General features: G+C 71.4%; 14 protein-coding genes and 1 pseudogene. 12 read left to right on the top strand and 3 right to left on the bottom strand.

Annotated features, from left to right (window positions below; translation table 11 throughout):
- Window positions 1–185: pseudogene (locus tag VGD32_RS09115) on the bottom strand (SAM-dependent methyltransferase); the annotation flags it as partial.
- On the opposite strand from VGD32_RS09115, the gene VGD32_RS09110 reads away from it, so the two are divergent.
- Genes VGD32_RS09110 through VGD32_RS09080 form a run of 7 tightly spaced genes read left to right on the top strand, consistent with a single transcriptional unit; the run spans window position 184 to window position 4,344 of the window.
- Window positions 184–990, top strand: coding sequence for a ComF family protein (locus tag VGD32_RS09110; RefSeq protein WP_331031577.1), 807 nt, complete (start codon window positions 184–186; stop codon window positions 988–990). The pseudogene VGD32_RS09115 and the gene VGD32_RS09110 overlap by 2 nt on opposite strands.
- Window positions 991–1,014: 24 nt before the next feature.
- Window positions 1,015–1,272 (top strand): glutaredoxin 3, encoded by a 258-nt coding sequence (gene grxC, locus VGD32_RS09105; protein WP_331031576.1) that lies wholly within the window; start codon window positions 1,015–1,017, stop codon window positions 1,270–1,272.
- On the top strand, window positions 1,272–2,120 hold the full coding sequence (locus tag VGD32_RS09100; RefSeq protein WP_414644387.1) for a carbon-nitrogen hydrolase family protein: 849 nt from the start codon (window positions 1,272–1,274) through the stop codon (window positions 2,118–2,120). The genes grxC and VGD32_RS09100 overlap by 1 nt, the downstream gene beginning before the upstream one ends.
- Entirely contained in the window at window positions 2,117–2,548 is a 432-nt protein-coding gene (locus VGD32_RS09095; RefSeq protein WP_331031575.1) for a DUF1178 family protein, read from the top strand. The genes VGD32_RS09100 and VGD32_RS09095 overlap by 4 nt, the downstream gene beginning before the upstream one ends.
- 6 nt (window positions 2,549–2,554) lie before the next feature.
- Window positions 2,555–3,373: a helix-turn-helix domain-containing protein gene (locus tag VGD32_RS09090; protein ID WP_331031574.1), complete on the top strand. Its 819-nt coding sequence runs from the start codon at window positions 2,555–2,557 to the stop codon at window positions 3,371–3,373.
- Window positions 3,374–3,403: 30 nt separating this feature from the next.
- Window positions 3,404–3,856 (top strand): DUF6265 family protein, encoded by a 453-nt coding sequence (locus tag VGD32_RS09085; RefSeq protein ID WP_331031573.1) that lies wholly within the window; start codon window positions 3,404–3,406, stop codon window positions 3,854–3,856.
- Window positions 3,811–4,344, top strand: coding sequence for a GNAT family N-acetyltransferase (locus VGD32_RS09080; RefSeq protein WP_331031572.1), 534 nt, complete (start codon window positions 3,811–3,813; stop codon window positions 4,342–4,344). The genes VGD32_RS09085 and VGD32_RS09080 overlap by 46 nt, the downstream gene beginning before the upstream one ends.
- On the opposite strand, the gene VGD32_RS09075 is transcribed toward VGD32_RS09080, so the two are convergent.
- The gene (locus tag VGD32_RS09075) at window positions 4,341–4,568 is read right to left on the bottom strand and encodes a hypothetical protein (RefSeq protein WP_331031571.1); all 228 of its coding nucleotides are present in this window, start codon (window positions 4,566–4,568) and stop codon (window positions 4,341–4,343) included. The two genes, VGD32_RS09080 and VGD32_RS09075, sit on opposite strands and share 4 nt — an antisense overlap.
- Window positions 4,569–4,675: 107 nt before the next feature.
- The gene (gene ubiG, locus VGD32_RS09070; protein ID WP_331031570.1) at window positions 4,676–5,479 is read right to left on the bottom strand and encodes a bifunctional 2-polyprenyl-6-hydroxyphenol methylase/3-demethylubiquinol 3-O-methyltransferase UbiG; all 804 of its coding nucleotides are present in this window, start codon (window positions 5,477–5,479) and stop codon (window positions 4,676–4,678) included.
- Window positions 5,480–5,534: 55 nt separating this feature from the next.
- On the opposite strand from ubiG, the gene VGD32_RS09065 reads away from it, so the two are divergent.
- The 5 genes from VGD32_RS09065 to ispG form a co-directional block, all read left to right on the top strand.
- Window positions 5,535–6,809 (top strand): aspartate kinase, encoded by a 1,275-nt coding sequence (locus VGD32_RS09065; protein ID WP_331031569.1) that lies wholly within the window; start codon window positions 5,535–5,537, stop codon window positions 6,807–6,809.
- Complete coding sequence (locus tag VGD32_RS09060; RefSeq protein ID WP_331031568.1) at window positions 6,809–7,159, top strand: DUF3147 family protein; 351 nt, start codon at window positions 6,809–6,811, stop codon at window positions 7,157–7,159. Before VGD32_RS09065 ends, VGD32_RS09060 begins: the two co-directional genes overlap by 1 nt.
- Before the next feature lie 9 nt (window positions 7,160–7,168).
- The gene (gene ptsP, locus VGD32_RS09055) at window positions 7,169–9,436 is read left to right on the top strand and encodes a phosphoenolpyruvate--protein phosphotransferase (protein ID WP_331031567.1); all 2,268 of its coding nucleotides are present in this window, start codon (window positions 7,169–7,171) and stop codon (window positions 9,434–9,436) included.
- A gap of 190 nt (window positions 9,437–9,626) precedes the next feature.
- Entirely contained in the window at window positions 9,627–10,733 is a 1,107-nt protein-coding gene (locus VGD32_RS09050; protein ID WP_331031566.1) for a helix-turn-helix domain-containing protein, read from the top strand.
- A 69-nt stretch (window positions 10,734–10,802) separates the two neighbouring features.
- Window positions 10,803–11,842: flavodoxin-dependent (E)-4-hydroxy-3-methylbut-2-enyl-diphosphate synthase (gene ispG, locus VGD32_RS09045; RefSeq protein WP_331031565.1), on the top strand; the 1,040-nt coding region annotated here is incomplete at its 3' end.

Raw genomic sequence — 11,842 nt, 5'->3', positions numbered from 1 at the left:
GGCCGGGCCGACAGGTCGACGGCGTCCGGAAAGTCGCGCAGGATGACTTCCAGGCTGTTCACCGCGTTCCCGGCGGCCCGCACGTGCAGGAAATCGGCCGCCGCGAAGCCCTTTTCTCCCCGCGTCAGTTTCGCCGCGCGGCGCCGGCTGTCGAAAATCTCGGGGGGACCGGGGGAGGCGTTCATGGCCGGTCAGAATGGGGGTTGGCGCGAGCGATTGGAAGCGGTCCGGTCGCGGCTTGCGCCGGGATTGCGCGCGCTGGCCCGCGGCGCGGCCGATCTGCTGATGCCGCCGCTGGCGCACGACAGCCCCGAAGCGACGGCCTCGGCAGGTCTGACGGCGGACGCCTGGGCGCGGGTGATCTTCCTGGAGGACCCGGTCTGCGATGGCTGCGGCGCGGGCTTCGAAATGGACGGCGGCGTGTTCGCCGCACCGCGCTGCGCCGCCTGTCTGGCCCAGCCCTACGCCTTCGCCCGGGCCCGCGCCGCCTGCGTCTACGACGAGGCGTCGCGCGGTCTGATCCTCAAGTTCAAGCATGGCGACCACCAGCCCTTCGCGCCGCTGTTCGCCCGCTGGCTGAGCCGCTCGGCGGCGCCGCTGCTGGACGCGGCCGACGCCGTGGTTCCGGTGCCGCTGCACCGCTTCCGCCTGCTGTCGCGCCGGTTCAACCAGGCGGCGGAGATCGCCCGTCCGCTGGCCCGCGGAGCCGGCCTCGACTACCTGCCGGACGCCCTGGTCCGGCAGACCCACACCACCTCGCAGGGCGGCAAGTCGGCGCGCGGCCGGCGGTTGAACGTGAAGAAGGCGTTCGCGGTGACGGCGGAAGGACGGCGGCGGGTCAGGGGCCGGCGCATCCTTCTGGTCGACGACGTGTTGACCACGGGCGCCACCGCCGAGGCCTGCGCCCGCGCGCTGATCGAGGCCGGCGCCCGCGCCGTCGATCTGGCGGTGGTCGCCCGGGTGCGGACGGCGCGGGAATTGCCTACATAGCCGCTACGGAATCTGGAGACCCCCTTGGCCGACATCGTCATCTACACCAAACCCGGCTGCGGCTACTGCTACGCCGCCAAGGCCCTGCTGGACGGCAAGGGCGCCGACTACACCGAGATCGTCGCCTCGAACGATCCCGCGAAGAAGCAGGAGATGATCCAGCGCTCGGGCGGGCGCATGACCTTCCCCCAGATCTTCATCGACGGAAAACACGTCGGCGGTTCGGACGACCTGCACGCGCTTGACCGCAAGGGCCAGCTGGACGCATTGCTCGAGGCCTGATGGCTACGCTTCCGATCGCCCTGATCCAGACCCGCACCCCGGCCGGCCCCGGGGCCGCCTTCGCCCATGTCGAGCCGCTGATCCGCGAGGCGGCGGCGGGCGGGGCCCGGCTGATCCTGACCCCGGAGGCGACCAATTTCGTCATCCAGGACCGGGCCGCGCGGGACGCCGTGCTCGAGACCCAGGACCGCGACGAGGCGGTCCGCAAGCTGCGCGATCTGGCGCGCGAGCTCGGCGTGTGGCTGCTGATCGGCTCGGCCATCGTCAGGTCCGGCCACGACGGCGACGACCGGGCCGCCAACCGCTCGATGCTGATCGACGACGCCGGCGGCGTCGTGGCGACCTACGACAAGCTGCACGTCTACGATGTCGACCTGCCGACGGGCGAGCGCTGGCGCGAGAGCGCCTCTATCCGGCCCGGCGACGGCGCAGTGGTCGCCGGCACGCCGTGGGGCGGTCTGGGCCTGACCATCTGCTACGATATCCGCTTTCCCCAGCTGCACCGGGCGCTGGCCAAGGCGGGAGCGGTGATGATCGCCGTGCCTGCCGCCTTCACCGTGCCGACCGGCGAGGCGCACTGGGAGACGCTGCTGCGCGCCCGGGCCATTGAGACCGGCTGCTATGTTCTGGCCCCCGCCCAGGCGGGCGAGCACGAGGACGGTCGCCGCACCTGGGGGCATTCGATGGTCGTGGCGCCATGGGGCGAGGTGGTCGCGAAACTGGATCACGACGCGCCGGGCGTGCTGTTCGCCGACCTGGACCTCGAGGCGGTGACGCGGGCCCGCAACGCCGTGCCGCAATTGACCCACGACCGGGAGTTCGCGGCCCCCGCTCCTCTGGCGTCATGATCCGCTACGCCCTCCGCTGCGACGCCGACCACGGCTTCGAGGCGTGGTTCGGGACGTCGGCCGACTATGACGACCAGGCGGCGCGCGGACTGGTCGAATGCCCGGTCTGCGGCTCGCGGGCGATCGGAAAGCAGATCATGGCCCCCGCCGTCGCCGGCACGCGCAAGTCCGGCACCGCGCCCGACCCGGCCAGGCTGCAGGGCATGATGATGCAAATGGCCCGCGAGGTGCGCAGCCACGTCGAGCAGAATTTCGACTACGTCGGCGACGCCTTCGCCCGCGAGGCGCGGGACATTCACGAAGGCCGTTCGGAGAAGCGCGAAATCTACGGCGAGGCCACGCCCGCCGAGGTGCGCAAACTGAAGGAGGACGGCGTGCCCTGCGCGCCCCTGCCGCCGCCGCCGCCCGACCCCGCGAAGCTGAACTGACGCGCCATGCCGGGGGAGGGGGAGCGCTATCAGGAGTTCGAGCCGCCTGCATCGCTGCGCCCTTTCGTGCGGACGATCTGGACCTACGCGGCCCCCGCGCCGGAACCGGGGGTGCAGCGGATCGCCCCCGACGGCTGCCCCGAACTGGTCGTCGATATCGGCGCGCCGTACGAGGAGCAGGGGCCGGACGGCGTCTTCCGGCTGCAGCCCCGCGCCCTGTTCGCCGGCCAGATGACCCGGCCGCTGGCGCTCCGCCCGGTCGGACCGGTGGAGCTGGTCGCCGTCCGCTTCGAGCCCGACGGCGCCCGTGACTGGCTGGGCGTCGCGCTGGCGGAGGCGACGGACCGGCGACTGGACATGGAGGCGCGGACGGCGGGGGTTCGGCCCCCGGCCGGGGACGCGGCGGCGCAGGTGGCGGTGATGACCCGCTGGCTTGACGATCAGCGGCGCGCGGCAGGCTGGTCCCTCGATCCGGCGGTGCGGGCCGAGATCGAAACCGCCGGCCAGGACCGACCCTCTCCCGCGCGTTCGCCGACCGAACACCGGGCCCTGCAGCGCCGCTTCCGGGACCGGGTCGGCGTTCCGCCGCGTCTGCTGCGTTCGATCCTGCGGTTCCGCCGGGTGTTCGACCACGCCGCCGGGCCGGAGGCGGCCGGCTGGCTGGAGGCCGGTTTGGGTGCGGGGTATTTCGATCAGCCGCAGATGGCGCGGGATTTCCGCCGCTTTCTCGGCTGCACGGCGACGGCGTGGGCGCGCGAGCAGGTCGGACTGGCGCGCAGTCTCGCGTCGCAATCCTACAAGCCGGGCCCGCTGTCGCCGCACTAGGGTGGCTCCGAACCACAGGGGATTTCACCGATGCCGACCGCCGCCGTTCTCGCCGCCCTCCTGACCCAGTCCGCCCCCGCGCCGGACCTGTCGTGGATGGCCGGATACTGGCTCGACTGCTCCCGCGGCCGGGAGGTCTCGGAAACCTGGAGCGATCCGCGCGCGGGACTGAGCGTCGGCCACGCCGTGACCGTTTCGGGGGGCGAGGTCTCGTTCGAGGTGTCGCATATCGGCCCGACGCCGCGGGGCTTCGCCTATGTCGCCCAACCGGGCGGATCGCCGCCCACCGCCTTCGTCCTGATCGAGGGCGGGCCGCGCCGCGCCGTGTTCGCCAATGCGGAAAACGACTTTCCGACGCGGGTCATCTATGAACGCGACGGCGACGCCCTGACGGCCCGGATCGAGGGCGAGATCGGCGGACAGGCCCGGAGCATGGAATGGAATTTCAGGGCGGCCCCGCTGAACACCCGCTGTCCCGCCTGAACTGGCGGCCGATGACGGCGGCCGATCTCGACGCCGTCGCCGGGATCGCGGCCGTCGGGTTTCCCGATCATTTCGAGGGCCGCGACTGTTTCGCGAACCGGCTGGCGCTGAACCCCGGCGGCTGTTTCGTGCTCGCCGACGGCCGGGAAAGGCCAAAAGGCTATCTCGTCGCCTATCCGTGGCGGGCCGACGACGCGCCGGCGCTGAACACCCTGATCGAGGCGATCCCGGCGGACGCGGCGGTTCTGTACCTCCACGACCTCGCCCTCGACCCGGGCGTCCGGGGCCGCGGCTGGTCGCGGCCGGTCATGGAGCGGCTGGCGGCGGACGCGAGGGCCGACGGCTGGCCGGCGCTGGCGCTGGTGGCGGTGAACGACGCCGCACCCTTCTGGGAAGGGCACGGCTTCGTCGTCGTGGACAGTCCGGCGATGCGGGCGAAGCTGGCCGGCTACGGGCCGGACGCCCGCTACATGACGCGCGCGCTCTAGTCCTCGCCGCGCGTCCAGCCCTTTTCAGCCATGCAGGCGGCGAAGGCGTCGCTGTGTTCGTTGCGGCCGGTGCGGGCGCGGCAGTCCTCGCGGGCGCCGTCGAACGGCTGGGCGTTCTGGCCGTGCCAGCCGACGTGGTCGTCGCTGTCGGCGTCGATCACGGTGATGCAGGCCGAGGCCATCAGGCTGGCGGAGACCGCGGCGAGGACGATGAGGCGTTTCATGGATGAGCTCCGGGGAGGGAGTTGAGGGGGAGCCCCTTCTTCTCACCGTCAAGCTTGGCTGTCCCGTTACTTCGAGGTCAGGTCGATGAACGCGGGATGAACCGCGTTCAGTCGCGCGTGGCGACCATCATGTAGTTGACGCCCGCGTCGTCGCTCTCGCTCCAGCGGTCGGTCAGCGGATTGTAGGCGAGGCCATAGGGACCGGTCACGGCCACCGGCTCTGCCGACAGCATCAGCCGGATTTCGTCCGGCTTCAGGAACTGGCGCCAGTCGTGGGTTCCGGCGGGCACCCAGCGCAGCACATATTCCGCCGCGACCTTGCCGAGGGCGAGCGACTTCAGGGTCCGGTTGAGGGTGGCGACGACCATCATCCCGCCCGGCTTCACCAGGCGCGAACAGGCGCGGACGAAAGCCTCGGGGTCGGCGACGTGCTCGATCACCTCCAGGGCCAGAACGACATCGAACGGACCCGCGCCTTCGGCCTCGAGCTGTTCGACCGTCGCCGCCCGGTAGCCGATGTCCAGCCCCTGCTGCGCGGCGTGGACCCGGGCCGTGCCGATGTTCTCCGACGAGGCGTCGATGGCGGTCACCTCGAAGCCGAGCCGGCGCATCGGCTCGGCGATCAGGCCGCCGCCGCAGCCGACGTCGAGCAGGCTCAGGCCGGCGAAAGGCTCGCGGGTGCGGATGTCGCGGCCGAAGCGTTCGGCGGCCTTGTCGCGGACGAAGGCGAGGCGGGCGGGATTGAACCTGTGCAAGGGCGCGAACGGCCCGCGGGCGTCCCACCATTCCGCCGCCTGGGCCGAGAAACGCGCCACGTCGGCCGGATCGATCGACGGCCCCTCGGCGCGGTCGGTGAAATCCCCGCCGCTTTGGGGTTTGCGCGCCGATAGCGTGTCGTTAGAAGCGGCCATGGGCCGAGGGATGAACCCGCGCGGCCTTCCACGCAAGATGGGGCGACACGCCACGATGACGCGGCCAGACTCCAGCCGATTGGTGATGAAGTTCGGCGGCACGTCGATGGGCGACCTCGAACGCATCCGCCGCGCCGCGCGCATCGTCGCGGCCGAGGCGGCCAGCGGCAGGAAGGTGGCGGTGGTGGTCTCGGCCATGGCGGGCAAGACCAACGAACTCGTGGCCTGGACCGACGGCGCCGGACGGCCCGCGCAGGGCATCGAGCTGTCGGACGACGAATACGACGTGGTCGTCGCCTCGGGCGAGCAGGTGACCTCGGGCCTGCTGGCCCTGACGCTGCGCAACATGGGCCTCAACGCGCGCAGCTGGATGGGCTGGCAGATTCCGATCCTGACCGACGACGCCCACGGGCGGGCGCGGATCGAGGATGTGCCGGGCGAGGTGCTGGGCGCGGCGCTCGACAGGGGCGAGATCGCCGTCGTGCCCGGCTTCCAGGGCGTCACCCGCGACGGGCGGATCACCACCCTCGGCCGCGGCGGATCCGACACCTCGGCGGTGGCCGTGGCGGCGGCGCTGGGCTGCGCCTGCGACATCTACACCGACGTCGACGGCGTCTACACCACCGATCCGCGCATCGAGTCCCGCGCCCGCCGCCTCGAAAAGGTCTCCTACGAGGAGATGCTGGAGATGGCCTCGCTCGGGGCCAAGGTGCTGCAGACCCGCTCGGTCGAGCTGGCCATGGCGAAACAGGTCCCGGTCCGGGTCCTGTCCAGCTTCATCGAACCCGACGAAAACGGCGTCCTGCCCGCCAAGTCCGGCACCCTGATCTGCGACGAGGAGGAAATCGTGGAGAAACGCATCGTATCCGGCGTGACCATGAGCCGCGACGAGGCCCGCATCACCCTGCTGGGGCTGTCGGACCGGGTCGAGGCCCCCGCCGACGTCTTCACCCGGCTGGCCGAGGCCAACGTCAACGTCGACATGATCGTCCAGAGCCAGGCCCGCACCGAGGGCGCGGTCAACCTGACCTTCACCACCGGCCGGCGCGACGCCCAGCGGGCGGCCGAGCTGATGCGCGCGGCCCAGCAGGAGATCGGTTTCGAGGAACTGCGCGTCGACGAGGATGTGGCCAAGGTCTCGGTGGTCGGGGTCGGCATGCGCAGCCACGCCGGGGTGGCCCAGACCATGTTCCGGGCCCTCGCCGACAAGGGCGTGAAATTCCAGGCCATCTCCACCTCGGAGATCAAGATCAGCGTGCTGATCGACGCCGCCTACGCCGAACTGGCGGTGCGCGCCCTGCACGCGGCCTACGGTCTCGAAGCGGTCTGATGCTGTATGCGGTCATCAAGGCCCTGCTGTCGGGGGCCCTGGTGGGGCTGGTGTCGGAGACGGGGCGCCGCAACGCCGCGCTCGGCGCCCTGATCGCCTCCCTGCCGCTGGTCTCGGTGCTGGGCATGATCTGGCTGTGGCGCGACACCCGCGACGTCGCCCGTCTCGCGGATCACGCCCAGGCGACCTTCTGGTATGTCATTCCTTCCCTGCCCATGTTCCTGCTGATCCCGGCGTTGCTGCGGCGGGGCGTCGGCTTCTGGCCCGCGCTTCTCGCCGGGTGCGCGCTGACGGTAGTTCTGTATGGTGTAACCGTAGCCGTCGCAGCGCGCGTCGGCGTCAGACTGTAGGGCGACGGCATGCCGGTGGGCGGATTGACGACGAGGGGGCCGCGCAACCTCCTTCGCCAGATCCGCGAGGCCATGGCCGGAGCCGCGCCGGCGCAGGAGCGGCTCGACACCGTCGTCCGCATCATCGCCCAGTCGATGGTCGCCGAGGTGTGCTCGATCTACCTGCGGCGCGCGTCCGGCGAGCTGGAGCTGTTCGCCACCCAGGGCCTGAAGCCCGAGGCTGTGCACACCACCCGTCTGCGCCCCGGCGAGGGTCTGGTCGGCGAGGTCGCGCGGTCGGCCGAGCCGATCAGCCTGTCGGACGCCCCGTCGCATCCCAGCTTCGCCTATCGCCCGGAGACGGGGGAAGACCCCTACCACGCCTTCCTCGGCGCCCCCCTGCTGCGCGGCGGCCGGGCCATCGGCGTGCTGGTCGTGCAGAACCGGTCCGAGCGCCGCTACGACGAGGAAGAGGTCGAGGACATCCAGACCATCGCCATGGTCCTGGCCGAGACCGTGGCCTCGGGCGAGCTGCTGGCCCAGGACGAACTGCGCGACATCGAGGTGGCGCCGCACCGGCCCGAGCGGCTCAAGGGCCAGCGGTTCGCCGAGGGTCTGGCCTATGGGCACGTCGTCCTGCACGAGGCGCCGGTGCCGCCGGAGAACCTGCTGGCCGAGAATCCGCAGGTCGAGGAAATCCGCCTCCGCGAGGCCCTCATCGCGCTGAAGGCCAATATCGACGGCCTGCTCGAGGGCGGCCAGGGCAAGCTGGCGGGCACCTCCTTCGAGGTGCTCGAGACCTACCGCATGTTCGCCGACGACCGGGGATGGAACCGGTCGCTCGAGGAGGCGGTGCGCACCGGCCTGACCGCCGAGGCGGCCGTCGACCGGGTCCGCAACGAGCACCGCGCCCGCTTCGCCACGGCGCGCGACCCCTATATCCGCGAACGGCTGCACGACTTCGAGGATCTGGCGAACCGCCTGCTGCGGCTGCTGGCCGGCGACCGGCCCGGCGAGCGTGACCTGCCCGACGACGCCATTCTGGTGGCCCGCAACCTCGGCCCGGCCGACCTGCTCGAGTATCCGCGCCACAAGCTGAGAGGCCTGCTGCTCGAGGAGGGGTCGGCCGCCAGCCACGCCGCCATCGTCGCCCGGGCGCTGCAGATTCCGTGCGTCGGCCGCCTCATGGGGCTGCGCGACCGCCTGTCCGAAGGCGACCTGGTGATCGTCGACGGCGAGACCGGCGAGGCCTATCTGCGGCCGCGCCCCGACATGCTGTCGGCGGTCCAGTCGCGGATCGAGGTGCGCAGCGAGCGGCAGGCCGAGTTCACCCGCCTGCGCGACGTCGCCTCGGTGACCCTCGACGGCTCCCGCATCATCCTGCTGACCAACGCCGGACTCGCCGTCGACCTCGAGAATCTCGACGCCACCGGGGCCGAGGGCATCGGCCTGTTCCGCACCGAATTCCAGTTCATGGTCTCCGAGGAGCTGCCGCGCCTCGACAGCCAGGCGGCGCTGTACAAGCTGGTGCTGGACACGGCCGGCGAGCGGCCCGTGACCTTCCGCACCCTCGACATCGGCGGCGACAAGGTCCTGCCCTATCTGGTGACCGAGCGGGAGGAGAACCCGGCCCTGGGCCGCCGCGCCATCCGCCTCGGTCTCGACCGTCCCGGCCTGCTGCGGCTGCAGCTGCGCGCCCTGCTGACGGCCGCCGCGGGACGCGAGCTGCGGGTCATGTTCCCGATGATCGCCACGGTCGACGAGTTCCGCGCCGCCCGGGAACTGGTCGATGTCGAATGCGCCTGGGCGCGGCGCCGGGGGCGGGCCCTGCCGGCCCTGCTGCGCGTCGGGGCGATGATCGAATGCCCGTCCCTTCTCTGGCACCTGGACGCCCTGCTGCCGCTGACGGACTTCGTCTCGATCGGCACCAATGACCTGTTCCAGTACATGTTCGCCGCCGACCGGACCAATCCGCTGGTCTCGGACCGCTACGATCCGCTGTCGCCGCCGGCCCTTCGGGCCCTCGCCGAGATCCAGAAGAAATGCGCCGATACCGGCACCCCGGTCTCGGTGTGCGGCGAACTGGCGGGCCGGCCGCTGGAGGCCTTCGCCTTGCTGACGCTGGGGTTCACCCGGCTGTCAGCGCCTGCGGGCGGCGTCGGACCGGTCAAGCGGATGATCCTCTCCGCCGATCTGCCCGCCGCCCGGCGCGGCATGGCCAACCTGCTCGGCTCCTCGTCGGGGTCCATCCGCGGCGAACTGGAATCGCTGGCCCGGAAATTGAACGTCACGATCTGAAACGTCGGGCCCAAAACGGCCGGATGCCTAACAAATCGTTGATCGGTCAACTCAAATGAGTTATCCACAAGCCGGAACCGGGTGGTCTGCGGGGGCAGGCCATAACTGTCATCCCGATATGATACAGGCCCCGGGGTCGAGTACCGCGCACGAGGACGCCTCGGGCGCACTGAGTATGGGGTCAGGCCGGATGGCGCTGGATACGGGGAACAACCCCGAAGAGTTTCGGGATCATCCCGACTGGAAGGATGTGGTTCCTTCCGTCACGGACGCGCCGACTCTCGGCGACGGACTGCGCATCGCCCGAACCCACTCCGGCCGTTCGCTGGCCGAACTCTCCACCATCACCCGCGTGCCGTCGCGCTATCTGACGGCGCTGGAGCAGAACGACTTCTCGGTCCTGCCCAACCGCGTCTTCTCGATCGGCTACGTTCGCGCCTACGCCGCCGCCCTGGGGCTGGACGAACAGCTGGCGGTCGAGCGGTTCAAGCGCGAGGCGCCCGACCCGTCGGTGCCGCTGCAGCCTCCGGTCGGCGTCGCCTTCGAGGAGGTGAAACGTTATTCGCCGCGCCTGATCGCCGCCGGCATGGCGCTGGTGCTGGCCGTGGTCGGCTGGAACGTGTTCCAGCGCGTCAGCCTGATGCGCGCCCCGCAGCCGTCCGACATCGCCGCCGTTCCGGAAAGCTGGACCCTCGGCGCCGTCCCGGGGCAGCAGCAGTTCATGCGCCTGACCGCGCCGCGCCCGGCCCCGCCGGACCAGACGGTGCCCGCCCTCTATATCACGCCGGGCCTCGAGGCCGAACTGACCGGCATCGATCCCGCCTCGCCCGAGGGTCTCGCCGCCGCCGCCGCGGCCGCGCCCCCGGTGCAGAAGGCGTTCAACCCGCGCGGCGCCATCTACGGCGCCTCGGCCAGCGCTTCGCAGGTGGTGCTGCAGGCGCGCGAGTCGGCCTATCTGATCGTGCGCATGGCCGACGGGCGCGTCCTCTTCGCCCGCCAGCTGGCGGCCGGCGACGCCTGGCGCGCCCCGGCCAACGTCGCGGCCACCGTCGAGGTGCAGGACGTCTCGGCGTTCGACGTCTATCTGAACGGCGAACACGGCGGCGCGCTCGAGGCCGTCCAGACCCCGCTGACCCAGCTGAACCTGCGAGCGCAGACCCTCGCCCGGCAGGCCGCCGCGGCGGTCGCCGCCCGCACCGAGGCGGCCCGCACCGCCGCCGTCCAGGCCCAGGCGCAGGCCCAGCTCCAGGCCGCCGCCACGGTGCAGAACGTCGTCGGCGGCTCGACCGGGGGCTGATCGCGGCGTCCGGAATCTGGCGCCGGCGTCGTGGCCTTGCCGCAATCCAGCGCCTATGTTGCAGCCGACATGAGCCACGACCACGCATCCGAACTCGGGCACGTCCGCCCGTGGCGCCACATCGAGCGCCGCAAGAGCCGCCAGATCATGGTGGGGAAGGTTCCCGTGGGCGGCGGCGCGCCGATCACCGTCCAGTCGATGACGAACACCCCGACCTCGGACGCGGCGGCCACGCTCGACCAGATCCGCCGGCTGGAGGAGGCCGGGGCCGACATCGTTCGCGTCTCGTGCCCGGATGAGGAGTCCACCGCCGCCCTGCGCACCATCGCCCGCGAGGCCCGCGTGCCGCTGGTGGCCGACATCCATTTCCACTACCGCCGCGGCATCGAGGCGGCCGAGGCGGGCGCCGCCTGCCTGCGCATCAATCCCGGCAACATCGGCTCGCCTGATCGCGTCCGCGAGGTCATCCAGGCCGCCCGGGATCACGGCTGTTCGATGCGGATCGGCGTCAATGCCGGCTCGCTGGAGCGCGACCTGCTGGAGAAGTACGGCGAGCCCTGCCCCGAGGCCATGGTCGAGAGCGCCCTCAGCCACGCCCGCATCCTGCAGGACCACGACTTCCACGAGTTCAAGATCTCGGTGAAGGCCTCCGATCCCTTCCTGACCGTGGCGGCCTACCAGCAGCTGGCCGAGGCCATCGACTGCCCGCTGCACCTCGGCGTCACAGAGGCCGGTCCGCTGCGGCCGGGCACCATCAAGTCTGCCATCGGCATGGGCTCGATGCTGTGGGCCGGGATCGGCGACACCATCCGCGTGTCCCTGGCCGCCGATCCGGTCGAGGAGATCAAGGTCGGCTTCGACATCCTCAAGTCGCTGGGCCTGCGCCACCGCGGCGTCAACATCATCGCCTGTCCGTCCTGCGCCAGGCAGGGCTTCAACGTCATCGAGACCGTCGGCGTGCTGGAAGAGAAGCTGGCCCACGTCACCACGCCGATGTCGCTGTCGATCATCGGCTGCGTCGTCAACGGTCCGGGCGAGGCGCTGATGACCGATATCGGCTTTACCGGCGGCGGCGCGGGCAGCGGCATGGTCTATCTGGCGGGGCGGCA

This window comes from Brevundimonas sp., assembly GCF_036402095.1.
GTDB lineage: Bacteria > Pseudomonadota > Alphaproteobacteria > Caulobacterales > Caulobacteraceae > Brevundimonas.
Note: the sequence above shows the minus strand (reverse complement) of the source record. Positions and strands in the feature narration are given on the sequence as shown.

What these genes read in the sequence shown, in the direction of transcription:
- VGD32_RS09060 (WP_331031568.1), top strand. Translation starts at nt 6,809, where the DNA reads ATGCTGTATGCGGTCATCAAGGCCCTGCTGTCGGGGGCCCTGGTGGGG.
- VGD32_RS09085 (WP_331031573.1), top strand. Translation starts at nt 3,404, where the DNA reads ATGCCGACCGCCGCCGTTCTCGCCGCCCTCCTGACCCAGTCCGCCCCC.
- VGD32_RS09100 (WP_414644387.1), top strand. Translation starts at nt 1,272, where the DNA reads ATGGCTACGCTTCCGATCGCCCTGATCCAGACCCGCACCCCGGCCGGC.
- VGD32_RS09110 (WP_331031577.1), top strand. Translation starts at nt 184, where the DNA reads ATGGCCGGTCAGAATGGGGGTTGGCGCGAGCGATTGGAAGCGGTCCGG.
- VGD32_RS09090 (WP_331031574.1), top strand. Translation starts at nt 2,555, where the DNA reads ATGCCGGGGGAGGGGGAGCGCTATCAGGAGTTCGAGCCGCCTGCATCG.
- VGD32_RS09065 (WP_331031569.1), top strand. Translation starts at nt 5,535, where the DNA reads ATGACGCGGCCAGACTCCAGCCGATTGGTGATGAAGTTCGGCGGCACG.
- VGD32_RS09075 (WP_331031571.1), bottom strand. Translation starts at nt 4,568, where the DNA reads ATGAAACGCCTCATCGTCCTCGCCGCGGTCTCCGCCAGCCTGATGGCC.
- VGD32_RS09050 (WP_331031566.1), top strand. Translation starts at nt 9,627, where the DNA reads ATGGCGCTGGATACGGGGAACAACCCCGAAGAGTTTCGGGATCATCCC.
- ptsP (WP_331031567.1), top strand. Translation starts at nt 7,169, where the DNA reads ATGCCGGTGGGCGGATTGACGACGAGGGGGCCGCGCAACCTCCTTCGC.
- VGD32_RS09095 (WP_331031575.1), top strand. Translation starts at nt 2,117, where the DNA reads ATGATCCGCTACGCCCTCCGCTGCGACGCCGACCACGGCTTCGAGGCG.
- ubiG (WP_331031570.1), bottom strand. Translation starts at nt 5,479, where the DNA reads ATGGCCGCTTCTAACGACACGCTATCGGCGCGCAAACCCCAAAGCGGC.
- VGD32_RS09080 (WP_331031572.1), top strand. Translation starts at nt 3,811, where the DNA reads ATGGAATTTCAGGGCGGCCCCGCTGAACACCCGCTGTCCCGCCTGAAC.